Here is a 26,587-nt window from a genome sequence, read left to right as displayed (position 1 = left end):
CACCTCCTCCGGGACTTGGAGGCCTGGCATGGCGGATCCTGGGACGAGTGTGGCTCCTTACTGGGAGCTGACCTTCGACGCGGACGGGGACGTGGACGGCCCCGAACGCGACCGGCTGCTGGCACAGGCCGCGGACCACGGCGTCCGTGACCTGATCGTCTTCTCGCACGGCTGGAACAACGACCGCTCGGGCGCGACCGCGCTCTACCGCCGTTTCCTCGCCCCGGTCCCGAAGCTGGCGCCGAAGGCCCGGCTCGGGTACGTCGGCGTGATCTGGCCGTCGATGCGGTTCAGCGACGAGCCGATCCCGGACTTCCCCCGGTCCGTGACGGCCGTGGAGGCGGAGGCGGAGCCGCGTCCGGTGCTGGACGAGGACACCCGGCGCGCCCTGCTGGAGGCCTTCCCGGGCCGGACGACGGTGCTGGACCGGCTGGCCCGGATGCTGGACGAACGGCCGGACGGCGCCGCGGGGCTGACGGAGTTCGGCCGGCTGGTGCGGCTGCTGCTGGACGACGGCGGACCGGGGCCGGCGGCCGACACGGACGAGGACGGCGAACCCGCCGTGTTCGGTGACGACCCGGTGGCCGCCTGCGAGCAGTTCGCCGAGGCGCTGGCCGCGCTCGACTCCGCCGGCGCACCGCGGTTCACCGTCCCCGACCCGTGGGACGGTGCCAAGGAACTGCTGCGGCAGGCGACGTACTACCGGATGAAACGGCGGGCCGGGACGGTCGGCGAGCGGGGACTCGGCCCGCTGCTGGGGCGGTTGGCGCAGGCGGCGCCCGGGGTGCGGGTCCACCTCGTCGGGCACAGCTTCGGCGGCCGGCTGGTGGCGTTCGCGCTGCGCGGGCTGCCCGGGGGCGTGGACACGGTGAAGTCGGTGACCCTGCTCCAGGGCGCCTTCTCGCACTACGCGTTCGCGGCCCGGCTGCCGCACGCCCCGGACCGGTCGGGCGCGCTCAGGGACCTGCAACGGCGCGTCGACGGCCCGCTGGTGTGCTGCTACTCGCACTTCGACGCGGCCCTCGGCACGTTCTACCCGCTGGCCTCCCGGCTCGCCGGGGACGACCGGTCCTGCGCGGGCGACGAGATCGCGGCCGTGCTCGGGCCGCGGTGGGGGGCCATGGGGCACGACGGGGCGCAGGCGGTGCGGGGCACGGCCCGGCTGGACCTCGCGGCGGCGCTGGACGGCCGGCTGCCCGCGTCGGGGTGTGTGAACGTGGACGCGGCGGCCGTGGTGCGGCGCGGGGGCGCGCCGACCGGGGCGCACAGCGACATCGTGCACCCGGAACTGGCGCGGCTGGTGGTGGCGGCGGGCCGTATCGCGTGACCCGCCGCCCGTGTCACCTCAGCGGTGCGAGGTGTACTCCACGACCTGCTGGAAGGTCGGCCGGTTCTGCCAGCCGATCTTCCCGTGCTTGATGCCGCCCAGGGTGCGCTGGACGATCGAGTCGGCGCACCACTGGTCGCCCGCCGCGCACTGGTCGTCGCCGGGGTAGACCTGGGCGGCGGTCCTGCCCGCGGCGTCCTTCAAGGTGCCGATCAGGATGTCCCGGCAGGCGGTGAGGCTGCCGCCGCCGCAGTACGTCCGGGCGAGGCCGCCCGGCACGGGCTCCCCGAGCACGGCCCGGAGGTCCTTGTCGACGTAGGACCACCAGCCGTACTGGAAGGAGCTGCCGGCGTGCGAGCCGGTGGGTCCGTGTCCTGCGGAGGGCGCCTCGTCGACCGGCAGGTTGCCGGTGACCGCCGTGTAGAGGTCGCTGCCGAGACCGGGCTCGAACTCGGCCTTGACCAGCAGCGGCCACCAGGCGTCCAGGATGCGGATCGCGTCGGCGTCGGCGTACTTCTTCGAACCGGCCGACGTCTCGGTGCGCTTGGCGCCCGCCGTGACCCAGGCCTGGAGCTTGCCGACCGCCGCGGCGGCCGTGGCGTCGGTGACCGGGGAGGAGGTGACCACCTTGAGCAGCCTGGGCAGCACGTCCTCGGCGCGCAGGTCGGCGAGGCCCGCGTCCGCCATGGCCTGCACCAGCTTGGCCCGGGTCACCCCGCCGGCCGCGACCAGCTTCTTCACCCGGTCGTCCAGCAGGTTGCCGCGGTGCACGGAGCCGTCGCCCCAGGACGCGGTCGTGTAGTCCTCGGCCTGCTTGTTGTTCCAGGATATGTAGTAGTCCTGGTCGACGGAGTGGGGGTGCGCGGAGGCCGGGGTGTAGTCGGCGGTGTTGCCGGCCGGGTCCCAGTTCCGCCACTCGTAAGCGGGCCGCGCCCATACCGGGAACTCGCTGTCGACGCCGCTCGCCCGGACCGGGTTGTCACCGCTGTTGTAGTAGGCGGTGTGCTGTGAGTCGGCGTAGAACCAGTTGAAGGTGTAGTTGATGTGCTGCGCCGCGCTCTGGAAGTCCTGCGGGCCCTTGACGTAGTCGGGGTCGTTGAGCATCTGGAAGCCGATGATGGAGTCGGCCTCGTGCAGGTAGGAGGAGCGCAGGGTGGTGTAGGCGACCTTCTTGCCGCCGACGGTCGCCCGGTACTCCACGGGGCCGTACCGGGTCCGCCACACGCGCATGGTGTACGAGCCCTCGGCCGTGCCGTCGGCGGTGGTCGGTTTCCAGGCGTTCTTCTGCTCGATCTTCTCCATGGCCGTACAGGTGCCGTGGTACAGGTAGTGGTAGTCGTCCTGGCAGAGCTCGACCGCGTAGCTGTCGATGATGTCCTGGCCGGAGGTGGTGGCGCTCCAGGAGTAGTCCTGGCCGCGGCCGAGTTCGACGTACATGCTCAGGCCCGCGAAGGAGGCGCCGCGGGCGCTGAGGCCCGGGCCCTGGATCTCCTGGAGCATGAGCAGCTGCGGCGCGAAGTAGCCGGTCTGCGGCCCGAAGACGGCGATGGGGTGGCCGCCGGCGGTGTGCTCGCCGCTGACCACGAGGGCGTTGGACATACCGCGCCGGGCGGAGCCGAGGGCGGTCTTCGCGGCGGCGGCGGTGGTGCTCTTGGCGGCCGCGGTGCCCGCGCTGCCCGTGCGGTCGTACACGAGCGGTTCCCGGGTGACCGATCCGGCGTCGGGCAGGGCCTCGCCCTGGGCGTCGGCGGGTTTGGCGCCGTAGGGGAAGCTCTCGCCGTCGTGGACGGTGAGGACGGCCTCGGGGTCGTTGCGTTCGCGGAAGGACTCCCAGACCCTGGTGCCCTCCTCGACGCCGTACCTGGCCTGGGCGGCGAGCAGGGACAGCGCGTTGTCGACCTCGCCGCCACCGCCGGAGCCGAACAGCGAGCCGATCACGGAGGCGAGCGCCACCAGGTCGGTGACCTTGAAGTGTTCTATGGTGCCGGCGTTGGTGATGGAGTCCTTGTGGCCGGTGAGGACGTACTCGCCGGGGAAGTAGCGGCCGCTGTCGGAGGCGTCGATGTAGGCGTTGACGCCGTCGATGTAGGCCTTGACGTCGCCGAGGGCCTGCTGGCCGCGGGCGCCGTTCCCGGCGACCGCGTTGTCGATCTGTGCCTGGAGGTCGGCCTCGGTGTAGGGGGCGTTGCGGTAGAACTGCTGCTCCAGGCCCTGGTTGGAGGGGGCGCCGCCGGCGAACGAGGTCAGCCGGCCGCGGCCGACGTGCCGGAAGACGTCCATCAGCCACAGCCGGTCCTCGGCCGCCGCGTATCCGGCGCCGAACTCGGTGCCGTACCGGGTGGTGCCTGTGATGTGCGGCACACCGGCCTTCTTGTCGCGGACGATCGTCACGTCGCTCCGGCCGGCCGGTTTCTCGGTGGAGGCGACCTGGTCGGCGGGGACGCCGAAGGAGGCGTCGTTGAAGAAGGTGTTGACGGTGGCGTCGGTCAGGCCCTTGTAGCCGGTGGCCAGGTTGGCGTACGGGCCGAGCTGGTCCTCGGCGTGCCCGGGCTGGGTGCCGAAGACCTGGTTGAGCAGGATCTGGGCGAGGGTCGCGTTGCCGTTCTCGCCGGGCGGCAGGATGTCCGAACACCGGCCGCCGCAGTAGTCGTTGGCGGCCGCCGAACCGGTCGCCGCGACCGCGGACTGTGTGAGGGGTGAGAGAAGACCGGCGACGAGGACGCATACCGACGCGGTCTTCAGGAACCCGGGGAGTCGGCGGGACGTTCTCTGTCTGTCGAGCGCTGTACGTGGGGTTCGCCGTGGCATGGCAGCTCCTAGCGACAGGGGTGGCCGAACGTTACCGCCGGTATCCCCCCGTTCAAAGATGAACATGCGTCACTTTCCGGAGTACGCAAGGAGATCCCGAGAAGAGATGGAGCCGAATCGCCTGTCGATACGTCTATTCGGCGACGTCCTTGCGATGACGCCGAAGTGACCGAAGTGCAGGTGCAGGTGTGACGGAGGTGCAGGGCGATGGCCGGTTTCCGGAGTCTGGCGAGACAGGTACGCGACCCGGGCTGTGATCTGGCGCTACGGCGGTACTCACTGCGCAAGTGCCTGGAGAAGTTCGCCCCTTACGGGCATCGGGCGACCTGGGACCATCTGTGTTCCCGGGCGGGTTTCGGCCCCGAGGACCGCTCCCCCGATCCGGCGCGGCTCGTGGCCGCGCTGGAGGAGCTGGAGGAGGCTCGTGACGTCTGGCTCGCCTACGAGACCGACTTCACGGAGCGACGCAGGAAGGAGAAGCACGACGGGCTGCGCCGGCCCGGCAGCGTGGACGACTGGCACCGGCTGACCTGGGGCGGGTTCGGGGTCGCCTGGTGCGACGACCCGCGGGTGCATCCCGACGAGCCGCTGGCGGTGGTGCTGCGCCGGCTGATCGCCGCGCTGGAGCGGGAGCCGGGCTCGTCCTGCCCGGTGTGCGGCGGAGAACGCCTGGTCTGGAAGTACGGCCTGGACCACGAGCCGTCGTCCGGCCCGGTCTGCACGGACTGCGGGATCCTGGTGCCGCGGCCCGTCCTCGGTCCGCGGGCCCTTGAGCACTCCCGCCGGGGACGCCTGCTGATGACGGCCTGACGACCCGCGCGCATGACCGGCACCGATGCGGGGGTGCGTAGGGGATGCCGCACCCTTTCCGCGCGGGCGGCGCGGCGATCACCGCGCCTCGGAGTCGGCGCGCGGCCGTGACGGCGCCTTGGAACCGGCGGCGACCGCAGCCGCCCAGGGGCCGCGGGGAACCGCGCGACCAGCCACCACACACCCGCAGTCGGCGACGGACCGCCACCCGGGCCCGGTCACCCCTCTCAACGTCGCTCCGCCAGGAGGCGCGACCCCGTGAGCCGCTCGCCGAACACGTCGTCCGGGTTGGAGAGCACACACGTCTCCAGGGACAGGCACCCGCACCCGATGCAGTCGGTGAGGTGGTCCCGCAGACGGTTCAGCTGCTGGATCCGCTCCTCCAGTTCCGCGCGCCACTTCTCCGACAGCCGCGCCCAGTCCTCCCGCGTCGGTGTGCGCTCCTCGGGCAGTTCGGCCAGGGCCTCGCGAATCGTGGCGAGCGGGATGCCGACCCGCTGGGCCGCGCGGACGAAGGCCACCCGGCGCAGGGTGTCCCGGCTGTAGCGCCTCTGGTTGCCGGGGGTGCGCCGGCTGCGGATCAGGCCTTTGGACTCGTAGAAGTGCAGGGCGGACACCGTGGCTCCGCTGCGCGCGGACAACTGGCCGACGGTCAGCTCGTGGATCTTCTCGGGAATCTGTGGCACCTCTCAGAGACTACCCACCGGGCCCGGCCCCCTGTCGTTGACATCGCCCCCTCAGCCGACCATGCTAAGCAGTTGCTTAGAGACGCGAGCGAGAGGCCGGGAACATGGCAGAACCGAGGACCTTCACCTCCCCCGACGAGCTGAGGGCGGCCGTGGGCGAGCAGCTGGGCCACACCGACTGGCTGGAGGTCGACCAGAAGCGGATCGACCTGTTCGCCGAGGCGACCGGCGACCACCAGTGGATCCACGTGGACCCGGAGAAGGCCGCCCAGGGACCGTTCGGGACCACCATCGCGCACGGCTACCTCACCCTGTCCCTGCTCCCGCTCTTCGGGCCGCAGCTCATCCGGGTCGAGGGCGTGAAGATGGGCGTCAACTACGGGACGAACAAGGTGCGTTTCCCCTCCCCCGTCCCCGTCGGCTCCCGGCTGCGCGCCACCGGCAGGATCGCCGGTGTCGAGGACGTCACCGGCGGCGTGCAGCTGACGGTCGCCTTCACCGTGGAGCGCGAGGGCGGCGACAAGCCGGTGTGCGTCGCGGAGTCGGTCTCCCGGTACTACCTGTAGACCGGGGCTTACCGGGCCCCGACCATGCGCAGCACGAGGTCGGCGTAGAGCGCGCCGACCTCCTCGGGGGTGCGCGGGCCGTTCACGTCGAACCAGCGGGCCACGTCGATGCACAGCGACAGCACGGCGAGCGTGGTGCCCTTGACGTCCAGCACGTCGAACTCGCCCGAGGCCACGCCGTCCTCGACGATCCCGCGCACCTCGGCGTCGACCTGCCGGCGCAGCGCGACGATCTCGGCGCGCGCGTCGGGGCCGAGGGCGTCGAGCTCGTACTGCACGACCCGCGCGGTGGTGCGCCGCCCCGCGTGCCAGCGGACGAAGGAGCTGACGGCGTCGGCCAGCCGTTCCGTGGCGCTGCCCTCGCGGCGGGCCGCCGTGCGCAGGATGTCCAGGGCCCGGTCGTGGCCGATCCGGCTGATCCGGTGGAGCAGCTCTTCCTTGGTCTTGTAGTGGATGTAGAGCGCGGCCGGGCTCATGCCGGCGCGGCCCGCGATGTCGCGGGTCGTCGTCGCGTGGTACCCACGCTCGGCGAAGGCCTCCACGGCGGCGACCAGCAGCCGCCGGGCCGCGTCAGGGGTGACCTCTTCCCACGGCTCCACTTCGCCGCCGGTCGTCTCCTCCGCCGTACTCATCGCTCGCTCGCCCCTCTCGGTGACAGGAGCACCACCATACCGCCGACGGTGAGCGAGCGCTTAGCGTAGCCGCTCAGAGCTTCTCGAAGGGATCGTGGTCGGCGAGCAGCTTCTCCAGGCGGGCCTGGTCGACGCGGCTGACGAGCTGCCCGGCCTCCTGCCGGTCCCGGATCACCTTGGCGAGGGTGAAGGCGGAGGTGACGAGGTACAGGACGGCGATCGCCAGGAACCCGCGCACCCAGGCATTGGCGTCGAGCCGGAGGATACCGATGGCGGTGGCCGTCATGGCGACCGCGAAGGAGGCGACGGCCTGGCCGTAGAACGCGGCCGTGCCCTGCTGCTTGACCGGTGTGTCACTCATGGACAGAGCATCGGCGGACACGGCCCGCACCACATCCGCCGGGATACTCAGGCAGGTACTCAGAAGGCCGAGACACCCGTCAGCGAACGCCCGATGAGCAGCTTCTGGATCTGGCTGGTGCCCTCGTACAGGGTCATCACGCGGGCGTCGCGCAGCAGCTTGCCCGCGGGGTACTCGTCGATGTAGCCGTAGCCGCCGAAGACCTGGAGGGCGTTGTTGGCGGCGCGCACGGCGGCCTCGGAGGCGAACAGCTTGGCCTTGGAGGACTCCACGGCGAAGGGCTCGCCGCGGTCGACGAGGTCGGCGACCCGCCAGGTCAGCAGCCGGGCCGCGTCCACGTCGACGGCGATGTCGCTGATCAGCTCCTGCACCAGCTGGTGCCGGGCGATGGGCTTCCCGAACTGTTCCCGCTCACCGGCGTACCGCACGGCCGCGTCCAGCGCGGCCTGGGCTATCCCGACACAGCCGGCGGCCACCGACATCCGCCCCTTGGCGAGCGCGGACATGGCGACGGAGAAGCCCCTGCCCTCCTCGCCGAGCATCGCCGAGGAGGGGACGCGCACGTCCTCCAGGACGAGTTCGGCGGTGGCCTGGCCGCGCAGGCCGAGCTTGCCGTGGAGGGGGCGGCGGGTCAGGCCGGGGGTGTCGGTGGGGACCAGGAAGGCGGACACGCCCTTGTGGCCGGGGGCGTCGGTGGAGCGGGCGAAGAGCAGGACGACGTCGGCCCAGGTGCCGTTGGTGATGAACATCTTGGTGCCGTTCACCACGTAGTCGTCGCCGTCGCGCACCGCCCGGGTGGTGAGGTTGCCCGCGTCGGAACCGGTGCCGGGCTCGGTCAGGCCGAAGCAGCCGACGTACGCGCCGGAGGTGAGCCCGGGCAGCCAGCGCCGCTTCTGTTCCTCGGTCCCCCAGGCGGCGATCGTCTTGGCGACGAGCCCCAGGGAGACGGAGACGATCCCGCGGACCGAGGAGTCCCCGCGGCCCAGTTCCTCGGTGACCAGGCAGTAGGAGAGGTGGTCGCCGCCGGAGCCACCGTACTCCTCGGCGACGGTCAGCCCCAGGAAACCGACCTCGCCGAGCTTCCGCACGATGCCCCGGTCGACCTCCTCGGCGCGGTCCCAGGCGACCACGTGCGGGGCGATCTCGCGTTCCACGAAGTCCCGGGCGAGCCGCCGCACGGCCGTCTGCTCCTCGCTGAGACCCAGGTTCACCACGAGATCACCCCATAACCGCTGGTTCTTGAACGCCGTACATGCAAATTAGCACTGCTAGTTTCCGATGCGCAGCCCTACTATGTGCGCCATGGCCCGACCGCGCAAGCCCCTCCTCAGCACCGACCGGATCGTCGCGACGGCCCGGGACCTCGTGGACCGGGAGGGTCTGGCCGCGGTCTCCACGCGGCGGCTGGCCGCGGAGCTGGGGGTGAGCGGGCCCTCGCTCTACAACCACTTCCGCACCAAGGACGAGATCCTGGAGGCGGTGGCGGACTCGGTCAGCGCGCTGGTCGACCTGTCGATGTTCGAGGACGGCCGGGACTGGCGGACCGCGCTGCACGACTGGGCCGTCTCCTACCGGGCCGCCCTGCGCGACCACCCGAACATCGTCCCGGTCCTCGCCCGCGGCCCCGGCCGCCGCCCGGCCGCGCTGCGCCTGGCCGACGCGGTCTACGGCGCGATGGTGGAGGCGGGCTGGCCGCCGGCGCAGGCCACCTCGATCGGCGCGCTGATGCGGTACTTCATCATGGGCTCGGCGCTCGGTTCGTTCGCCGGCGGCTTCGTGGACGACGCGAGCGCGTACGACCCCGCCGACTATCCCCACCTGGGGCAGGCCCATCTGCTCGCCGAGCAGCAGGAGAAGATCGACGAGCGGGCCTTCGAGGCAGGGCTGAGCGCGCTGCTGGACGGGCTGGCGCAGCAGTACGAGCAGGTACGGGCGTGAGGACGCTTCGGCCGGCACCGAACCGAGAGTGCCGCATGCTGGGGGCATGACCACCGAGAACCCCCAGGCGGCGGGCCTGGCCGCGCTGGCCGGGCTGATCGCCGACCGGACCCGGGCCGCGTGTCTGCTGGCGCTGCTGGACGGACGGGCGTGGACGGCCGGCGAGCTGGCCCGGCATGCCGGTGTCGCGGCGTCCACGCTGAGCGAGCACCTGGGGAAGCTGGTGGCCGGCGGCCTGCTCGCGGAGGAACGGCAGGGCCGGCACCGGTACGTCCGGCTGGCCGACGCGCGGGTGGCGCAGCTGGTCGAGGACCTCGCCGCGCAGCTGCCTCCGACGGCGGTACGGCAGGCTCCGCGCACCCTGCGCGCGGCGAGCGCCGGAGCGGCCATGGCGCGCGGGCGTACCTGCTACGACCACCTGGCCGGGCGGCTGGGAACCGTGCTGACCGATGCGCTGACCGAGCGGGGGCTGCTGCGGCAGGACACCGGGTTCGCGCTGACCGACGCCGGGGTGGAGTGGTTCGGTGCGGTGGGCATCCCGCTGGACCTCACCGGCCGGCGCCCGCCGGCCCGGGCGTGCCTGGACTGGACCGAACGGCGCCCGCATCTCGCGGGGGTGGCGGGGGCGGCGCTGTGCCGGCGGGCGCTGGAGGCGGGGTGGTGTGTGCGGGTGGGGAGCGGGCGGGCGGTGAAGGTGACCCCGTCCGGGGAGCGGGTGTTCTCCGACCTGCTCGGCATCTCCTCCGGTGACCTGCGCTGAGCTCCCCGCGCCCCTTCCGTGCCCCGCACACCCTCGGAGGCTGCTCACCCCCCGAACACGACCAGCGCCCGGCCCCCCTTGCCCGCCAGCATGTTCTCGAAGGCCGTCGGGATGTCCTCCAGGCCGATCCGTTCGGTGACCAGCGCGGACAGGTCCAGGCGGCCCTCCCTGACGTGCTCGGCGAGCAGCGGTACGTCGCGGGCCGGGTCGCTGTTGCCGTAGACGCAGCCGGAGAGGGTGCGGCCCCAGTGGAAGATCTCCAGGGCGTTGAAGGCGACCTGCTCCTCCTTGCCGCCGATGCCGACGACCGTCGTACGGCCGCCCCGGCGGGTGGACTCCCAGGCCGCGCGGATGGAGACCGCGCGGCCCACGCACTCCACGGAGACGTCGACGCCCTGCTTCCCGGTGAGGGCGCGGATCTCGCGGGGGGTGTTCTCGGAGGCGAGGACGTAGTCCGTGGCGCCGGCCGCGCGGGCCAGTTCCTCCTTGCCCGGCGAGACGTCGACCGCGATGATCCGGGACGCGCCCGCGATGCGGGCCGACTGGAGGGTGGCCAGGCCGACTCCCCCGACGCCGAAGACGGCCACGGTCTCGCCGGACCGGACCCGCGCCGAGTGGTGGACGGCGCCGTACCCGGTGAGCACGGCGCAGCCCAGCAGGGCGGCGTCCACCAGCGGCACCCCGTCCGGCAGCGGCAGCACGCAGGACGCGGCGACCACCGTCTCCTCGGCGAACGCGGCCACGTTCAGCCCGGGGTGCAGTTCGGTGCCGTCGGCGGTGCGGGCGTGGACGCCGGCGGCGCCGTTCAGCGCGTTGGCGCACAGCCACACCTCGCCCAGCGTGCAGGCGTGGCAGGTGCCGCAGGACGGCGCCCAGTTGAGGACGACCGGGGTTCCCGGCGCGACGTGGGTGACGCCCTCGCCGACCGCGACGACCGTGCCGGCGCCCTCGTGGCCGAGGACGGCCGGGACCGGCACCCGCATGGTGCCGTTGGACAGGGACAGGTCGGAGTGGCAGACGCCGGCGGCGGCGAGGCGGACCCGGACCTGTCCGGGGCCCGGGTCGGGCAGCTCGATGCCGGTGATCTCCAGCGGGGCGCCGATGGCGGGCAGGACGGCGGCTCGTACGGCCATGGGTGTCGGACTCCTCAGAACTGCAGGGACTTGGTCTGGAGGTACTCGGCGAGCCCGTGCGCGCCGAGTTCCCGGCCGACCCCGGACTGCTTGTAACCGCCGAAGGGCGCGAGGGGGTTGAACCGGCCGCCGTTGATGTCGACCTGCCCGGTCTCCATGCGGCGGGCGAAGGCCACCGCCTCGGCCTCGTCGGCGGCCCAGACGGCGCCCGCGAGGCCGTACACCGTGCCGTTGGCGATGCGCAGGGCGTCCTCCTCGTCCTCGTACCTCAGGATCGACAGGACCGGGCCGAAGATCTCCTCCTGGGCGACGGTCATCCCGGGGGTGACGTCCGCGAAGACCGTCGGGCTGACGAAGTAGCCGTGCTCGCGGGGGGATCCGGGGCCGCCGGCGACGAGGCGGGCGCCCTCGGCGACGCCCTTCTCGATGTACCCGCGCACCCGGGCCCGCTGCCTGGCGCTGACCAGCGGGCCGATGCGGTCGGCGTACTTGGCGGCGGCGGTCCGGGCCAGTTCGACGGCCTCGGCGTACTGGTCGCGGTGGACCAGCATCCGGGTCCAGGCGCTGCACGTCTGGCCGGAGTTGGACATCACGTTGGCGACGCCGACGTTCACGGCCTTGGCGAGGTCGGCGCCGGGCAGGATGACGTTGGCGGACTTGCCGCCGAGTTCGAGGGCGACCTTCTTCACGGCGGCGCCGGCCACCGCGCCGATCCGCCGGCCGACCGCCGTGGAGCCGGTGAAGGAGACCAGGTCGACGCCCGGGTGCTCGGCGAGGGCCTGTCCGGCGACCGGGCCGAGGCCGGTGACCAGGTTGAACACACCCGCGGGCAGGTCCGCCTCGTGCACCGCCTCGGCGAAGAGCTGGGCGGTGAGCGGGGTGTCCTCGGCGGGCTTGAGGACGACCGTGCAGCCGGCGGCGAGGGCCGGGGCGACCTTGGCGACGATCTGGTGGAGCGGGTAGTTCCAGGGGGTGATCGCGCCGACCACGCCGATCGGCTCGTGCAGGACGGTGGAGTTGCCGACCTTCTCCTCGAAGGCGTGGGTCGCGGCCAGCTCGGCGTAGGAGGCCGCGACCGCGATCGGCACGGCCGCGTGCACGGCCTGGGAGAACGCGAGGGGCGAGCCCAGTTCCGCGGTGACCGTCTCGGCGATCTCGTCCTTGCGGGCCACGAGGGCGTCCCGGAGGGCGGTCAGGCGCGCGGCGCGTTCGGCCGGGGGCGTGGCGGCCCAGCCGGCCAGGGCGGCGCGGGCGGCCCGTACGGCGGTGTCGACGTCCAGCGCGCCACCCGCCGGGACACGGCCGATGACCTGCTCGTCGGCGGGGTTGACGACCTCGATCTCGTCCCTGCTCTCGGCGGGGCGCCAGGCGCCGTCGATGTACAGGGCGTCGTGTGCCTTCATGGTGTGTCCTCCCGGCGGGTCCGCGTCGTCCGGCACACAAACTAGCGATGATAGTTTTCGTGCGCCAGACATTCCTGGGCCACGGACGTTCCGGGACATCATCGCGAACGGACCGGCCGGTGCGGGCAGGGCGTCCGCACCGGCCGGTCCGCCGGTCATCGGGTGGCGGTCAGATGGGCGAAGACCACCACGTTGCTGGTGTAGCCGGTCCGCCGGCTGAAGAGGCCGCCGCAGGTGATCACCCGCAGCTCCGGGCGGCCGGTGGGGCCGTAGACCTCCGTGTCGGGGAAGCCGGCCTTGTCGAAGACCTTCACCCCGTCCACCGAGTAGACGGCGGTACGGCCGTCCGCCCGCCGGACCTCGATGCGCCTGCCGGGCTTGACCTGGGCGAGTCCGGCGAACACGGCCGGCCCGGTCCGGGTGTCGCGGTGTCCGACGGCGACGGCGGTGCCGGCCTCGCCGGGCGTGGGGCCGCCCTCGTACCAGCCGACCAGGCGGGGCGCGTCGACGGGCGGTGTCTCCAGTTCGTGGTTGCGGTCGAGGCGGAGCGGGGTGACCGGGGCGTCGATCCCCAGGGAGGGCACGCGGAAGGACGTCGGCCGGGACCGGGGCAGCGGGCGGGGCGGCGGGGTGTCGGCGGCGGGGGGCGGTTCCTCGTCCGGGCCGGCGTCCGCCGCGCCGTCCCCTCCGCCGGGCCGGGAGGAGTCCGCGCCGGAGGCCGCCGAGGCTCCCCGGCCGGTCCCGGCCGTCTGGCCGTCCGGCCCGCACCGGGCCACCACCGTCACCAGGACGACCGCCAGCAGGGCCGTCCTGGCCAGACGGTAGGCGCGGGTCCGGTACCAGGGCCTGCGTCGGCACCTACGCGGCACCATGGGGCCGCCGGCGGATCAGCCGGACGTACACGACACCGCAGACGGCGACGAGACCCACGGCGGCCGCGGCGGCCACCGGGGAGTACGCGGCGGCCGTGTCGATGAGGCCGCCGCCGCCCGCGTGGACTCCGCCCTTGGGGCCGTCGTGGTCGTTCTTGCCCCAGCCGCCGCTGTTGTTCTGCTGGTCGTCGGCGATCTGCCCGTTCGGACCGTGCTCCCCGTGCTCCTCCTGCTCCCCCTCGTGGCGCCCCTCCTTGCAGCTGACCCGGAAGACCTTCTCCTTCACGGCCGCGGGGGTCCCCACGATCCAGCTGATCTTGTACTGCCCGTCCGACAGGCCCAGCGGGTCGGTGTGCCCGGCACCCCCGGCGAGCTGGATGATCCCGGAGACGGTGGCGGCGGTGGGCAGCGGGGGCTGGGGGGTGATGGTGTAGGCGATGCTGGTCAGGGTGTCGAAGTTGACCGCTTCGAGATAGAACCTGCAGACCACCGGATCGTCCTTGGCCGATCCCACGAGCGACGTACCGCGGAGGTGGCGCTCGTCATGGATCCGGATGTCGCCGTTCTCCCCCTGGGCCACCGCGCTCGGCGCCGCCACCCATGACGCGCCCGCCGCGGCGAGGGCGGTGAGGACGACTGTGGCGCCCGCGCGGGAGCCGACGGCACGTGGGAGTGTCAGGGTGGGCATGCGCAATCCTCCAAGTTCAGACGATTTTCATACAAATCGCTCTTTCGCCTGGACTCTCCGTCATGGGCCGCACGGCCCCGGGGACCGACGCCCGACGCGCCGTCAGAGATCGCTCGTGCGGCGCAATCCCGGGCGCTTCGGCCGTGTCCCGCTCACCCGCCCGGACGGTCCCTCGGACCGGCCCGGCGAACGCAGCGCCACCCCCGACGACAGCAGCAGCAACGCCCCCAGCATCACGAACGGCGCCGCCACCCCGGCCGCACCGGCGACCAGACCCGCGGCGGCGGGCGCGGCGACCTGGCCGAGCCGGTTGCCGGTCAGCCGCAGCGCCAGCGCGGTGGAGCGGGCCTGGTCGGGCGCGGCCCGCACCACCGTCGTCATCGACAGCGGCTGCCCCACGCCCAGACAGAAGCCGAGGGCCGTGAGCATCGCGCCGAGCATCCAGACCGGCACCGGCAGCGCCATCCCCGCGCACAGCAGGGCGGCCGGCAGGCAGGTCACGGTGAGCAGCGCGGTCCGCCCGAGCAGCCGCAGCAGCGGGGTGAGGACCAGCCGGCAGGCGATGGTGGCACCGGCCCGGAGACTGAGCAGGACACCGATCACCGACGGCGCGATGCCCCGGTGCTCACCGACCACGGGGAGGTAGGCGGTGAGGATGTCGGTCGCGGACAGCACCGACAGGCTGATGAGCATGCCCGCGGGCACGCCCCGGGCGCGCAGGATCCCGGCGACCGGCACGCGTTCGCCCCGCGGCGGGCGGGAGCCGACGGCCGTACGGTCCTCGATGCGCCACAGCGAGGTGAACGCCACGGCCGCGCCCGCCCCCGCCACGACGAGGGCGAGCGCGCTGCTGTGCGCCATGTCCGGGCCGCCGATGAGGGCGCCGGCGGCGACCGGACCGATCAGCTGGCCGAGGGAGGCGCCGATGGTGAAGTGGCCGAAGGCGCGGTCCTGTTCGTGCGGCGCGGACTGGCGGGCCACCAGCGACTGGGCGCCGATCACGAAGCAGAGGTGGCCGAGGCCCATCACCCCGCTCCACAGGGCCATCACCCCCAGGGAGCCGACGAGCCCGCTGAGCACGCAGCCGCCGGCGATGAGGACCACGCCCACCGGCAGCAGGGGCGCGCAGCGGCCGTGGTCGGTGCGGCGGCCGAGCGGTACGGCGGCGAACAGCGGCAGCAGCGCGTACACCCCGGCGATGACACCGACCGCGCGTTCGTCGGCGCCCAGCGCGAGGGCCCGGTACGAGACGGCGGGCCGAGCCATCGACACCGCCCCCTGCGCGAAGGAGAAGGCGATGACGAGGCGGAGCAGCCAACCGCGGTTCCCACCGGGCGCCATGGGTACGACCTCCGTCGAGTGGTCAGATGATGCCGAACAGGATTCCCGCGCCCAGCACCACCAGGGAGGTGAGCGCGGCCCACTTGACCACGAACCGGGTGTGGTCGCCGAACTCGACCTTGGCCATGCCGACCAGGACGTACACGGCGGGGACGAGCGGGCTGGACATGTGCAGGGGCTGGCCGACGATCGAGGCGCGGGCGATCTCCACCGCGGAGACGCCGTGCGCCTGGCCGGCCTCGGCGAGCACCGGCAGGACGCCGAAGTAGAAGCCGTCGTTGGACATGAAGTACGTGAGCGGGATGCTCAGCACGCCGGTGACGAAGGCCATGTGCGGGCCCATGCCGTCGGGGATGTTGTCCACCAGCCACTTCGCCATGTGGTCGACCATCCCGGTGCCCTGCAGCACGCCGGTGAAGACGGCGGCGGCGAAGACCATGCCGGAGACGTTGAGGACGTTCTCCGCGTGGGCGGCGATCCGGGCCTTCTGGTCCGGCATGTGCGGGAAGTTGACGGTCAGGGCGAGGGCCGCGCCCAGCAGGAACAGCACCGGGATCGGCAGCCACTCCATGATCATGGCGGTGAGCAGGGCGACGGTGAGCAGCGCGTTGAACCAGTACAGGCCGGGGCGCAGGGTGGCGCGGTCCGGGTCGAGGACCTGCAGGCTCTTGTCCTCGGGTTCGTCGGGCAGGTCCGCGCCCGCGCCGGAACCGCCCGCCTTCTTCGCGTCCTCGCCGGCTCCGGCGCCGACCAGCACCGTCTCGGTCTCCTCCACCAGCACCTCGTCCAGCGTGAGCACACCGAGCCGCCTCCGCTCGCGGCGGCCGAGGACGTAGGCGAGGGCGAAGACGAACAGCAGGCCCATGGCGAGGGCCGGGATCATCGGCACGAAGATGTCACCGGCGTCGAGCTTCAGCGCGGTGGCGGCGCGGGCGGTGGGGCCGCCCCAAGGCAGCGTGTTCATCACGCCGTTGGCCATGGCGGCGACACCGGTCATCACGACCAGGGACATCTTCAGGCGCTTGTACAGCGGGTACATCGCCGAGACGGTGATCATGAAGGTGGTGGAGCCGTCGCCGTCCAGGGAGACGATCGCGGCGAGGACGGCCGTACCGATCACGATCCGCAGCGGGTCGGCCTTGCAGAACTTCAGGATGCCCCGCACGACGGGGTCGAAGAGGCCGACGTCGATCATCACACCGAAGTAGACGATCGCGAACATGAGCATCGCCGCGGTGGGGGCGAGGCCGGTGATGCCGTCGATGACGTAGTCACCGAGCTTGACGCCCTTGCCCACGAACACGCAGAAGAGCGCGGGTATGAGCACGAGCGCCGCGATCGGCGACATCTTCTTCAGCATGATCAGGACCAGGAAGGTCGCGATCATGGCGAAGCCGAGGATGGTCAGCATGAGTGGATACCTAACGTTCGCCCTTGAACATCCCACCTGGGGGTCGGCGGTGCGATGACGTTAGGTCCGTTCAAACGGCGTTAACAAGACGTTGACGTGCGAGCAATACGCGCGAAAGTCCAGGTCACAGCAGTGCGACGACGTCGACGGGTACGCCGTTGAGCACCGCGTTGCCCGACAGGGGGTCCAGCAGGCTGCCGTCGAGCAGCTGGTTGACGTTGACGCCGGGGGCGGCGGAGGCGTGGTTCAGCCGGGTGCCGGGCCGGTCGTGGCCCCAGCCGTGCGGAAGGCTCACCACACCGGGCCGGACGCCGTCGGTGACCTCGGCGGGGGCCACCACCGCTCCCCCGGCGCCCTTCACGCGGACGTCCGCGCCGTCCCGGACGCCGAGCCGGGCGGCGTCATCGGGGTGGATGTGCAGGGTGCAGCGGTTGCTGCCGCCGGTGAGGGCGGGCACGTTGTGCATCCAGCTGTTGTTGGAGCGCAGATGGCGGCGGCCGACGAGGACGAGTCCCTCCGGCCGCTCGTCCAGCGCCCGGCGCAGCCGGGGCAGGTCGCCGGCGATCGGCTCGGGCAGCAGCTCGATCTTGCCGCTGCGGGTCTTCAGCGGCTGCGGCAGCCGCGGGCGCAGCGGGCCGAGGTCGATGCCGTGCGGATGGGCGAGCAGCTTCTCCAGGGTGAGCCCGTCGGGGCGGGCGCCGAAGCCGTCGCCGTACGGGCCGAGGCGGAGCATCAGGTCGAGCCGCCGCTCGGGGCCGTTGTCGCCGGTGAGCAGGGCGGCGAGCTCGCGCGGGTCGCGGCCGTGCACCGGACCGTGCGCGTCCTGGACGGCCTTGGCGAGGGTCTCCTCGACGACCATCGCGTCGACGGCCGACGGGTCGGCACCCCGCATGCCCGTGGCGGCCAGGACCAGCCGGGCGAGGATCTCGGTCTCCGCCATGCGGCCGGGCTCCAGCGGGACGGCGGGGCGGGTGTAGCGGACCTGGTTGCGCACGGCGAGGGTGTTGAAGGCGAAGTCGTGGTGCGGGCTCTGGGAGGGCGGGGGCGGGGGCAGCACGACGTGGGCGTGGCGCGAGGTCTCGTTCAGGTACGGGTCGACGCTGACCATGAAGTCCAGGGACGCGAGGGCCTTGTCGAGCCGGTCGCCGTCGGGCGCGGAGAGCACGGGGTTGGCGGCGACGGCGATCAGCGCGCGGACCGGGGTGCCCTCGCCGGTCGCGGTGTCGATCTCCTCGGCGAGCGCGGAGAGCGGCAGCTCGCCCTTCGCCTCCGGGTGCCCGCTCACCCGGGAGTGCCAGCGGCCGAGCCGGAAGCCGCGGCCGGGGCCCGCCGGGCGGGGTGTCCGGGCGGTGGCGGCCAGCGGGAAGAGGGCGCCGCCGGGGCGGTCGAGGTTGCCGGTGAGGATGTTGAGGACGTCGACCAGCCAGCTCGCCAGGGTGCCGTGCGGGACGGTGCAGCTGCCGATGCGGGCGTAGACGGCGGCGGTGTCGGCCGCGGCGAGCTCCCGGGCCAGGGCACGGATGACACCGGCGTCCAGGTCGCAGGCGGGGGCCACCGCTTCGGGCGTGAAGTCGGCGAGTGCGTCCCGGAGTTCGCCGAGCCCCTGGACGTGCGGGGCGAGGTGCCCGAGAGCGACCAGGTCCTCGGCGAACAGGGTGTGCGCCGTCGCGGCCAGCAGCAGGGCGTCGGTGCCGGGGCGTATCGCCAGGTGGCGGTCGGCGAGCTTCGCGGTGCGGGTACGGCGCGGGTCCACGACGGTGAGCCGGCCGCCGCGGGCCTTGAGCGCCTTGAGCCTGCCGGGGAAGTCGGGGGCGGTGCACAGACTGCCGTTGGACTCCAGGGGGTTGGCGCCGATGAGCAGCAGGTGGTCGGTGTGGTCGAGGTCGGGCACCGGGATGGCGTTGGCATCCCCGAACAGCAGTCCGCTGGAGACGTGCTTGGGCATCTGGTCGACCGTGGAGGCGGTGAACAGGCTGCGGGTGCGCAGGGCGCCGACCAGGACCGGCGGGTAGAGGCCGCCGGCCACGGTGTGCACGTTGGGGTTGCCGAGGACCACGCCGACGGCGTCGGGGCCGTACCGCTCCACGACCGGGCGCAGACCGGCGGCCACCGCGTCGAAGGCCTCCTCCCAGGTGGCCTCGCGCAGGATGCCGTCCCTGCGGACGAGCGGGGTGCGCAGCCGGTCGGGGTCGCCGTCGACGGCCCCGAAGGCGGCGCCCTTGGGGCAGATGAAGCCCTTGCTGAAGACGTCGTCCCGGTCACCGCGGGCGCCGGTGACGCGGGTGCCCTCGACGGTCAGGGTCAGCCCGCAGGTGGCCTCGCACAGGGGGCAGATTCGCAGGGCGGTGCGGGACACGGGTCCTCCCGTAAGGGTCGGCGCAGGCGAGTCCGAGCGAGCATACCGACCGGTAGGCATGGAGGGGAGCCCCTTTTCCGGATGCTTCTTCACGGGATCCGTGCCGCCGCCTGCTCAGTCGAGGACGCGCCCCAGATACGCCCGCAGCAGCTCCCGTGTCTCCCGGACGACCGCCTCGTCCCCCTGGGGGTCGACCCGGAAGGCGAGCTGTACCAGGGTGTCCGCGGTCTCCACGGCGACCAGGAAGACGCGGCGCAGCTCCTCGTCGGGGCTGCGGCCGAGGTAGCCGGAGAGCAGCTGGATGAGCCGGTCGGCGACCCGGGTGTTGGGCTCGGCCTGCCGGACGCCGACCGGGATCTGGTTGCCGAAGTCGACCAGCGAGAAGCCGGACGCCGTGCGCTTCATGCCGAGGTACTCGTCCAGGACGGCGTCCATCGCGGCCCGCCAGTCGCCCTCGCGGGCCCCCTTCAGCCGCTCGGTGACGCGCTCGACGTACCGCTCCAGGTTGCGCTGGGCGAGGGCGTCGGCCATCTGCCGTTTGTTGCCGAAGAAGCGGTAGACCGAGCCGATGGGCACTCCGGCGCGCTCGGCGACCGCGCGGGTGCTCAGGTCGTCGTAGCCGACCTCGTCGAGGAGTTCGGCGCAGGCGTCCAGGATTCTGGTCAGCCGTTCGGCGCTGCGCCGCTGGACGGGCGCACGGCGGAGCGATGTCGCGTGGGGCACGGGCTTCATGATGCCTTTCCGCCGGGATCCGGTGAACCTCCCCCCACAGTACGAAGACGGGTGGCCGGTGCACTCATCGGCGGGCCGGGCTCATCCGTCGCCGGCGGACGGCGCGGCCTCGGCGGGCGGCGTGACCCCGGCGGGCGCCTCCGCCGCGTCCGAGCCGGTCGTGCCGGCAGTGCCCGCGCGGCCCTTGTCCGTGCCGGCCGTGCCGGTAGCGGCGCTGTCCCTGCCGGTCGTTCCTCTGCCGGCCGCACCCCTGACCGCCGTGCCGGTACCGGCCGCGTCCGGGACCGCCGTGCCCCCGCCGCCCGCAGCCGCGCCGGCCGTGTCCGCGCCGGCCGTGTCCGTCTCCGCGTCCGACACCGTTATGGCGGCGCCGCTCTCGACCGGCTTGCCGCGGACCGCCCACACCGTGCCGTCGTCGGCGTACAGGCGCGCGGTGATCTGGTGGGTGCCGTGCGGGACGGAGCCCGCGTCCAGGTGGTGCGTGGGGCCCTGCAGCCGGGCGTCCCGGTGGCCGTCCACGAAGAGGCGGACGAAGCCGCGGCCGGTGACCGCCACCGGCCGCGCGCCGGGCGCGGAGAGGGCGAAGTGCCGGAAGGCCAGCCGGACGTCCCAGCCGCCGGCCGGGTCCTCGGTGACCTCGACGGCGACCTCGGGGGCGTTCTTCCGGGGCACCTCCCGCAGGTTCCGGCCGGTGGTGTCGGTCTCGTCCAGCACCTTGCCCACCGGCGAGGGCGAGACCACGCCCCCGTGCGCCTCACCGGCGGTGCAGGCCACCGCTCCGAGCGGCAGCAGGACGCACACCGCGAGTGCGGCGAGCGGCCCGCGCTTGCCCTTCGTCCATGACATGAGCGGGAGCGTAGAACAGCGGCCGGGCGACCCGGATCCCCCTCAGGTCTGGTTCCGCCCCTACCTCCGGGGGAGGACCCCGGCCCTCTTGCGCGGACCCCCACTCATTCCTACGGTGTTGCATAGGAATCGGGACCACGAGGAGCGATGATGAGCGGGGACGCACGGAAGACCGCCGAGGGGCTGTCGTATCTGACCGGGTTCGGCAACGAACACGCCTCGGAGGCGGTGCCGGGCGCCCTGCCCGAGGGCCGCAACTCGCCGCAGCGCGCGCCGCTCGGCCTGTACGCCGAGCAGCTGAGCGGAACGGCCTTCACCGAGCCGCGGGCGCACAACCGGCGCTCCTGGCTGTACCGCATCCGCCCCTCGGCCGCGCACCCCGCGTTCACCCGCACCGGCAACGGCGCGATCCGCACGGCCCCCTTCACCGAGACGGTGCCCGACCCCAACCGGCTGCGCTGGAACCCGCTGCCGCAGCCCCCGGCCGGCACCGACTTCCTCGCGGGCCTGTGGACACTGGGCGGCAACGGCGACGCGACCCAGCGCTCCGGCATGGCCGTGCACCTCTACCACGCCAACGCCTCGATGGAGCGCGTCTTCTCCGACGCCGACGGTGAGCTGCTGATCGTGCCCGAGCGGGGCGGGCTGCTGCTGCACACCGAGTTCGGACGCCTGCATGTGGAGCCTTCCCATGTCGCGCTGATCCCGCGCGGGGTGCGCTTCCGTGTGGAGCTGCTCGACGAGTCGGCCCGAGGCTATGTGTGCGAGAACTACGGGGCGCCGTTCCAGCTCCCCGATCTCGGGCCGATCGGCGCCAACGGGCTCGCCAACCCCCGGGACTTCCGTGCGCCCGTCGCGGCGTACGAGGACGTCGAGGGCCCGGTGGAGGTGGTGAACAAGTTCTGCGGCAACCTCTGGACGGCCACCTACGACCACAGCCCGCTCGATGTGGTCGCCTGGCACGGCAACCATGTGCCGTACGCCTATGACCTGCGCCGGTTCAATGTGATCGGCACCATCTCCTACGACCACCCCGACCCGTCCATCTTCACGGTCCTGACCTCCCCCTCGGACACCCCGGGGCTGGCCGGAGTGGACTTCGTGGTCTTCGCGCCGCGCTGGCTGGTGGGCGAGGACACCTTCCGGCCGCCGTACTTCCACCGGAACGTGATGAGCGAGTACATGGGCCTGGTGGAGGGCGCGTACGACGCCAAGGCGGAGGGCTTCGTGCCGGGCGGCGGCTCCCTGCACAACATGATGTCGGCGCACGGCCCGGACCGGGAGACCTTCGACCGGGCGAGCGCGGCCGAGCTGCGGCCGCAGAAGATCGACGACGGGCTGGCGTTCATGTTCGAGACCCGCTGGCCGGTCACCCTCACCCCGCACGCGGCGGGCGCCGAACACCTCCAGCGGCGCTACGACGACGTGTGGCAGGGACTGGAACGGCACTTCCGGGGGTGACCGCCGCCGTTGCGCCGAACGTTCTCCGCCAGGTACGGATAGCCGCGTGACCTCCTTCGCTCCGGATTCGATCGTCCTGAACCGCAAGCTGCCGCTGTGGTACCAGGTGTCGCAGTCGCTGCGCGCCTCGATACTGGGCCGCTCACCCGAGGACCCGCTGCGGCTGCCCACCGAGGAGCGGCTGGCGGAGCACTACGGCGTGAGCGTGCTGACCATGCGGCAGGCACTGAAGGAGCTGGAGGACGAGGGCCTGATCAGCCGGCACCGGCGGCGCGGCACGTTCATCGAGCCGGGCGTCCGGCGCGGGGCCCCGGTCCGGCTGCTGGGCTCGGTGGACGCCATCGTGGCCCAGCAGTCCGGGATGACGACCGAACTGCTCGGCCACGGGCCGGTGCCGGTGCCGGCCGGACTCGCCGAGTACTTCCCGGACTGCGCGGAGGTGGCGTCGTACCACCGTCTGCGCCGCGACGAGAAGACGGGCGAGCCGACCAACCACGCCGTCAACCACATCCGTCCCGAACTGGCCGAGCGCGTCGACGTGGACGACCTGGTCCGCTGGCCGATGACCAAGGTGCTGCGCGACGTGGTGAAGGCGGACATCAGCCGGATCACGGACACCGTGGAGGCCCGGCTCGCCGACCCGGAGACCGCCCGCCTGCTCCAGGTGCCGCTGCTCAGCCCGATCCTGCACTACACCGGAGTGACGTACGACAGCGAGGGGCGGGTGCTGGACGTGGCCGTCATCCACTACCGGGGGGACAGGTTCTCGTTCACCGTGACGCTGGACGCGTAGGCGCCGCACCGGTTCCCCGGTACGGGCGCCGGTCGTCCGCGGGGCCGTCGCGGCCCGGCCGTGAAGGCGCGGCGGAGCCCCATGTCGGGTGCGGCCGGCGCCCCTTCGGGGGCTGCCGGACTGCCGTACCATGCCCAGCGTGACGCACGACGACGCTCCGCTGCTGGCGGACCTCATGCCGTGGTCCGTCGCACCGCCGCGGCCGGGCCGTGCCTGGCCGACGGCGCCCGATCCGGTCTCGCTGAGGGCTCGCTGGGACGCCCTGCTGAAGGCAGAGGGCCCGGACCGCGAAGCCCTGTTCGAGCCGAGCCGCGCCCGTACGCTCCAGACGGCGGTGGGCCAGCTGCCCGGGCAGTCCACGGGCACGGAGCGGCTCGCGCGCGCGGAGGGGCCCTGCGCGGAGCCGGTGCGGGTCCTGGCCGCCCCCTTCGACGAGCAGTGGCTGATCCCGGACCACCGGCTGCTCGACACGGCCCGCCCGGAGCTGTGGCGGGTCGCGGACGGGCGGCAGGTGTTCGCCGTCGAGACGGGCGACCCGGACACCCCGCTGCTGGCGACCTCGCACCTGCCGGTCCTGCGCACCGGCCGGGTCCGCCCGCTGTACCGCCGCCCCGGCGGCAGGGAACCCAACCTGGCCCCCGGCCTGCTGGACCACCTGTCGGCCCGGCTGGGCGCCCGCCCCTCCGCGCCGGACGTGCTGGCCTGGATCCTCGCGGCGGTCCGCCCCGACCTCACCGTCCCGCTCACCGAGGACCCCGAGGTGTGGGCGGCCGGTGTGGACGTGGGCCGCCGGACACTGTGGCTGCTGCGGCGCGACGGCGAGCGCCCCAGGCTGCCGGGCGGGCGCCGCCCCTACGTCCGCGCGCCCCTGCCGGCCCGGCCGCTCGGCCTGTACTACGACCGCGACGAGGAGACCCTGCACCTGGACGAGGGCCGCATCTCCCCCGTCCCGCCCGAGGCCTGGGACCACGAGGTGGCCGGGGTCCGGGTCCTGGAGGCCTGGTTCACGGCCCGCACCGCACCCGCCGAGCCGGGTACGCTCGCCGCGATCCGTCCGGCGAGCTGGCCGCAGGCGTGGACGTCGGAACTGCTGGAGCTGGTCACGGTCCTCGCCCTGCTGGCCGAAGTGCGGCCGCTGCGGGCCGGGTTGCAGGTGACGTCACCGGTCACGGGGGCGGAACTGCGCCGGGCGGGCGTCCTGCCGGTACCCGCTCCCGCCCGCCGCCCCGCCTCGGTCCTCGACCACCACGAGGAGGGCCCGGACGGGCAGTTCGCGCTGCTCTAACCGCCGGCCCGGCCGCCCAGGGCGGCCTCCAGCCGGGCGATGTCCTGCGCGTCCTTCGGCCGGCGGGGCCGGGAGGGGTCCCAGACGGGCATCATGCGCTTGATCTCGATCTGTACACGCGGGTCGACGATCGGCGCCTGGAGCGCACCGATGCGGCCGGGCTCGTCGCCGAGCAGTCCGTCCGGCCAGGGGGTGCCGGCCCAGGGACCGCCGGCCACGGTCACCCGGCCCGCCGCGTCCCTGCCGACCAGGGTGAAGCTGCTCTCCAGGCCGTCCTTCACGAAGTCGAGCTGGAGTCCGGCGGGCGGCCCGGGGACCGGTGTGTGACCGAGCCGGGCCAGCGTCCCGGCGAGGGACTCCGCGTCCTTCGCCCAGGCGAACCAGTCGATGTCCCCGTGGTCCCGGGTGACCTCCCCGAGGAAGAAGTCCATCGCCCAGCCACCCCGCAGCCAGAGCGGGACGCCGTCGCCGCGGGCCGCCTCCAGCACCTCCGCGATCAGGCCGAGCTGACGCCGCGCCCGTTCCCGGTCCACTTCGACCCGCGTCTCCGCTAGCGCGGCGCGAACGCGTCGATGACCCGTTCCACCACTCGTTCGAACACCGCTTCCAGGTCGATCGGCCCGGCGTCCTCCGTGAACGCCGCCGCCATGCGCGGATACGCCCCGGTGGCGATCCGGCTGCCCAGGTAGGCGATGCGGGCCGCGTTCTCCTCGTCCTCCGACCACGGCAGGGCACGGACCCGCTCGGCGGTGTCGAGTTCGTTGCGGACGTAGGTCGTGACCATGCCGTTGAGCATCGCGATCAGCTCCAGCTTGGTGCCGTACCGCTCCTCCAGCGGGTCCAGGCAGGCCAGGCAGTGCTCCAGGTAGCGCAGGGCGTTCGGGCTGAAGCCGTAGACGGGGGACATCAGGCGGGGCAGCCACGGGTGCCGGCGCATCAGTTCACGGGTCTGCCGGGCCACGCGGCGCATGTCGGCCCGCCAGTCCCCGCTCGGCTCCCAGGGAGCGTGCTCCCCGCCGGCCGCGTCCACCATCAGCTCGTACAGGTCCTCCTTGCGGGGGACGTAGTTGTACAGCGACATGGTGCCGCAGCCCAGTTCGGCGGCGACGCGCCGCATCGACACCGCGTCGAGCCCCTCGGCGTCGGCGATCCGGACGGCGGCGGCGGCGATGTCGTCGCGCGTGTACGCCGGCCTCGGACCCCGGCCGGTGCGCTCGGGGCGCGCCCAGATCACCCCGGGGACGGCCCCTCGGACTGCCATCGTTCGATCACCTCGGCACCATCCTAGTTACGTACGGCGTACGTAGTGCGGTATGGTCCCGGCATGGTTACTACGTACGCTGTACTTAGTGAAGGTCTGGAGAAGCGCTTCGGCGCGGTGCGCGCCCTGCGCGGGCTGGACCTGGCCGTCGCCGAGGGCACGGTCTGCGGACTGCTGGGCCCGAACGGGGCGGGGAAGACGACGGCGGTGCGCCTGCTGACGACGCTGCTGCGCCCGGACGGGGGTTCGGCCCGGATCGCCGGACACGATCTCGTGCGGGAGGCGGCGGCGGTGCGGCGCCGGATCGGGGTCACCGGGCAGTACGCCTCGGTGGACGGGGACCTCACCGGCCGGGAGAACCTGCGGCTGTTCGCCCGGCTGCACCGGGTGCGCGGGCCGGCCGACCGGGCCGGCGAACTGCTGGAGCGCTTCGGCCTGACCGAGGCGGCGGACCGGAGGGCGTCCGCGTACTCCGGCGGCATGCGGCGCCGCCTCGACCTCGCCGCGAGCCTGGTCCGCCGTCCGGACGTGCTGTTCCTGGACGAGCCGACCACCGGACTCGACCCGGCCAGCCGTGCCCGCGTCTGGCAGGCCGTGCGCGAGCTGAAGGCGGACGGTACGACCGTGCTGCTGACCACGCAGTACCTGGAGGAGGCCGATCAACTCGCCGACGACATCGCCCTCATGGACCGGGGCAGGGTCGCCCACACCGGCTCGCCGGCCGCGCTCAAGGCGGTCATCGGGTCGTACGCGGAGGCGGTGGTCGCGGACGCCGGCGCGCTCGCCCGGGCGGCGGCCGTGCTCGACCGGCTGACCGGCCGGGAGCCCGTGTTCGACCGGGACCGGAACACGGTCGGCGCGGTCACCACCGACCCGACGCTGACCCTGCCCCGGCTGGTGCGCGAACTGGACGCGGCCGGCGTGCCGTTGCTGGACGCGGGCATCCGGCCGCCCACCCTCGACGACGTCTTCCTGCGGCTCACCGGGGAGTCCGCCGACGAGCCCGCCGACGGCCCCGGCGGCCCCTTCGCCGACGACTCCGGCACCCACTCCCCCGGCCGCTCCGGCGACAACGCCTTCACCGACGGCAAGGAGCGTGCCGCGTGAGGGCTTCCGC

At 73.2% G+C, this 26,587-nt stretch carries 25 protein-coding genes; 9 read left to right on the top strand and 16 right to left on the bottom strand.

Translation table 11 applies throughout. From position 1 onward, the window contains the following. Positions 1–28: 28 nt before the first annotated feature. Positions 29–1,327 carry a serine-threonine protein kinase gene (locus ACZ7N4_RS31750; RefSeq protein ID WP_471365161.1) on the top strand — a complete coding sequence of 433 codons (1,299 nt, stop codon included), beginning with the start codon at positions 29–31 and terminating at the stop codon, positions 1,325–1,327. Between the two features lie 18 nt (positions 1,328–1,345). Here the strand turns inward: ACZ7N4_RS31750 and ACZ7N4_RS31745 are convergent, their stop codons facing one another. Continuing rightward, positions 1,346–4,135, bottom strand: a complete 2,790-nt coding sequence (locus ACZ7N4_RS31745) for a penicillin acylase family protein (RefSeq protein ID WP_471365158.1) — start codon at positions 4,133–4,135, stop codon at positions 1,346–1,348. A 207-nt stretch (positions 4,136–4,342) separates the two neighbouring features. Here ACZ7N4_RS31745 and ACZ7N4_RS31740 point away from each other — a divergent pair, with 207 nt between their 5' ends. Next, positions 4,343–4,945: a hypothetical protein gene (locus ACZ7N4_RS31740; protein ID WP_471365155.1), complete on the top strand. Its 603-nt coding sequence runs from the start codon at positions 4,343–4,345 to the stop codon at positions 4,943–4,945. A gap of 227 nt (positions 4,946–5,172) precedes the next feature. Here the strand turns inward: ACZ7N4_RS31740 and soxR are convergent, their stop codons facing one another. Continuing rightward, positions 5,173–5,631, bottom strand: a complete 459-nt coding sequence (soxR, locus tag ACZ7N4_RS31735) for a redox-sensitive transcriptional activator SoxR (protein ID WP_471365152.1) — start codon at positions 5,629–5,631, stop codon at positions 5,173–5,175. 104 nt (positions 5,632–5,735) lie between these two features. Here soxR and ACZ7N4_RS31730 point away from each other — a divergent pair, with 104 nt between their 5' ends. Then, positions 5,736–6,197 (top strand): MaoC family dehydratase, encoded by a 462-nt coding sequence (locus ACZ7N4_RS31730; RefSeq protein WP_471365149.1) that lies wholly within the window; start codon positions 5,736–5,738, stop codon positions 6,195–6,197. A gap of 8 nt (positions 6,198–6,205) precedes the next feature. On the opposite strand, the gene ACZ7N4_RS31725 is transcribed toward ACZ7N4_RS31730, so the two are convergent. The 3 genes from ACZ7N4_RS31725 to ACZ7N4_RS31715 all read right to left on the bottom strand — a co-directional run bounded on the left by ACZ7N4_RS31725 (position 6,206) and on the right by ACZ7N4_RS31715 (position 8,401). Then, a complete protein-coding gene (locus ACZ7N4_RS31725; protein ID WP_471365144.1) occupies positions 6,206–6,829 on the bottom strand; it encodes a TetR/AcrR family transcriptional regulator in 624 nt (207 codons plus the stop codon). A 73-nt stretch (positions 6,830–6,902) separates the two neighbouring features. Continuing rightward, positions 6,903–7,190, bottom strand: a complete 288-nt coding sequence (locus ACZ7N4_RS31720) for a YiaA/YiaB family inner membrane protein (RefSeq protein WP_471365141.1) — start codon at positions 7,188–7,190, stop codon at positions 6,903–6,905. Between the two features lie 59 nt (positions 7,191–7,249). Continuing rightward, the gene (locus ACZ7N4_RS31715) at positions 7,250–8,401 is read right to left on the bottom strand and encodes an acyl-CoA dehydrogenase family protein (RefSeq protein ID WP_471365138.1); all 1,152 of its coding nucleotides are present in this window, start codon (positions 8,399–8,401) and stop codon (positions 7,250–7,252) included. Positions 8,402–8,492: 91 nt separating this feature from the next. Here ACZ7N4_RS31715 and ACZ7N4_RS31710 point away from each other — a divergent pair, with 91 nt between their 5' ends. Then, the gene (locus tag ACZ7N4_RS31710; protein WP_471365135.1) at positions 8,493–9,128 is read left to right on the top strand and encodes a TetR/AcrR family transcriptional regulator; all 636 of its coding nucleotides are present in this window, start codon (positions 8,493–8,495) and stop codon (positions 9,126–9,128) included. 46 nt (positions 9,129–9,174) lie between these two features. Then, on the top strand, positions 9,175–9,888 hold the full coding sequence (locus tag ACZ7N4_RS31705; RefSeq protein WP_471365133.1) for an ArsR/SmtB family transcription factor: 714 nt from the start codon (positions 9,175–9,177) through the stop codon (positions 9,886–9,888). Between the two features lie 44 nt (positions 9,889–9,932). Here the strand turns inward: ACZ7N4_RS31705 and ACZ7N4_RS31700 are convergent, their stop codons facing one another. From ACZ7N4_RS31700 to ACZ7N4_RS31660, 9 genes are all read right to left on the bottom strand, one after another. Continuing rightward, complete coding sequence (locus tag ACZ7N4_RS31700; protein WP_471365128.1) at positions 9,933–11,021, bottom strand: Zn-dependent alcohol dehydrogenase; 1,089 nt, start codon at positions 11,019–11,021, stop codon at positions 9,933–9,935. 14 nt (positions 11,022–11,035) lie between these two features. Then, positions 11,036–12,424 (bottom strand): aldehyde dehydrogenase family protein, encoded by a 1,389-nt coding sequence (locus ACZ7N4_RS31695; RefSeq protein ID WP_471365124.1) that lies wholly within the window; start codon positions 12,422–12,424, stop codon positions 11,036–11,038. Between the two features lie 155 nt (positions 12,425–12,579). Further along, entirely contained in the window at positions 12,580–13,296 is a 717-nt protein-coding gene (locus ACZ7N4_RS31690) for a class F sortase (RefSeq protein ID WP_471365122.1), read from the bottom strand. Further along, positions 13,283–13,984, bottom strand: coding sequence for a hypothetical protein (locus ACZ7N4_RS31685; protein WP_471365119.1), 702 nt, complete (start codon positions 13,982–13,984; stop codon positions 13,283–13,285). Before ACZ7N4_RS31685 ends, ACZ7N4_RS31690 begins: the two co-directional genes overlap by 14 nt. Positions 13,985–14,086: 102 nt before the next feature. Continuing rightward, positions 14,087–15,325: an MFS transporter gene (locus ACZ7N4_RS31680; protein ID WP_471365116.1), complete on the bottom strand. Its 1,239-nt coding sequence runs from the start codon at positions 15,323–15,325 to the stop codon at positions 14,087–14,089. Positions 15,326–15,347: 22 nt separating this feature from the next. Beyond that, positions 15,348–16,736 carry a CitMHS family transporter gene (locus ACZ7N4_RS31675; protein WP_471365112.1) on the bottom strand — a complete coding sequence of 463 codons (1,389 nt, stop codon included), beginning with the start codon at positions 16,734–16,736 and terminating at the stop codon, positions 15,348–15,350. Positions 16,737–16,860: 124 nt separating this feature from the next. Continuing rightward, positions 16,861–19,092 (bottom strand): molybdopterin oxidoreductase family protein, encoded by a 2,232-nt coding sequence (locus tag ACZ7N4_RS31670; RefSeq protein WP_471365109.1) that lies wholly within the window; start codon positions 19,090–19,092, stop codon positions 16,861–16,863. A gap of 114 nt (positions 19,093–19,206) precedes the next feature. Beyond that, on the bottom strand, positions 19,207–19,824 hold the full coding sequence (locus ACZ7N4_RS31665) for a TetR/AcrR family transcriptional regulator (protein WP_471365107.1): 618 nt from the start codon (positions 19,822–19,824) through the stop codon (positions 19,207–19,209). An 81-nt stretch (positions 19,825–19,905) separates the two neighbouring features. Then, positions 19,906–20,670: a nuclear transport factor 2 family protein gene (locus tag ACZ7N4_RS31660; RefSeq protein ID WP_471365102.1), complete on the bottom strand. Its 765-nt coding sequence runs from the start codon at positions 20,668–20,670 to the stop codon at positions 19,906–19,908. 150 nt (positions 20,671–20,820) lie between these two features. Between ACZ7N4_RS31660 and hmgA the strand changes: the two genes are divergently transcribed. From hmgA to ACZ7N4_RS31645, 3 genes are all read left to right on the top strand, one after another. Beyond that, a complete protein-coding gene (gene hmgA, locus ACZ7N4_RS31655; RefSeq protein ID WP_471365099.1) occupies positions 20,821–22,131 on the top strand; it encodes a homogentisate 1,2-dioxygenase in 1,311 nt (436 codons plus the stop codon). A 46-nt stretch (positions 22,132–22,177) separates the two neighbouring features. Continuing rightward, positions 22,178–22,924 (top strand): GntR family transcriptional regulator, encoded by a 747-nt coding sequence (locus ACZ7N4_RS31650; RefSeq protein ID WP_471365096.1) that lies wholly within the window; start codon positions 22,178–22,180, stop codon positions 22,922–22,924. Between the two features lie 130 nt (positions 22,925–23,054). Next, on the top strand, positions 23,055–24,209 hold the full coding sequence (locus tag ACZ7N4_RS31645; RefSeq protein ID WP_471365093.1) for a type ISP restriction/modification enzyme: 1,155 nt from the start codon (positions 23,055–23,057) through the stop codon (positions 24,207–24,209). Here the strand turns inward: ACZ7N4_RS31645 and ACZ7N4_RS31640 are convergent. After that, entirely contained in the window at positions 24,206–24,742 is a 537-nt protein-coding gene (locus tag ACZ7N4_RS31640; RefSeq protein WP_471365090.1) for a nucleotidyltransferase domain-containing protein, read from the bottom strand. The genes ACZ7N4_RS31645 and ACZ7N4_RS31640 overlap by 4 nt on opposite strands. Positions 24,743–24,759: 17 nt before the next feature. Further along, positions 24,760–25,470: a TetR/AcrR family transcriptional regulator gene (locus ACZ7N4_RS31635; protein ID WP_471365086.1), complete on the bottom strand. Its 711-nt coding sequence runs from the start codon at positions 25,468–25,470 to the stop codon at positions 24,760–24,762. 63 nt (positions 25,471–25,533) lie between these two features. Here ACZ7N4_RS31635 and ACZ7N4_RS31630 point away from each other — a divergent pair, with 63 nt between their 5' ends. After that, positions 25,534–26,577 (top strand): ATP-binding cassette domain-containing protein, encoded by a 1,044-nt coding sequence (locus ACZ7N4_RS31630; protein WP_471365083.1) that lies wholly within the window; start codon positions 25,534–25,536, stop codon positions 26,575–26,577. The last annotated feature ends 10 nt before the right edge of the window (positions 26,578–26,587 follow it).

Source organism: Streptomyces sp. NPDC107654 (genome assembly GCF_055639035.1).
The sequence above is the reverse complement of the archived record's forward strand: the minus strand, read 5'-3'. Positions and strand labels throughout refer to the sequence as shown.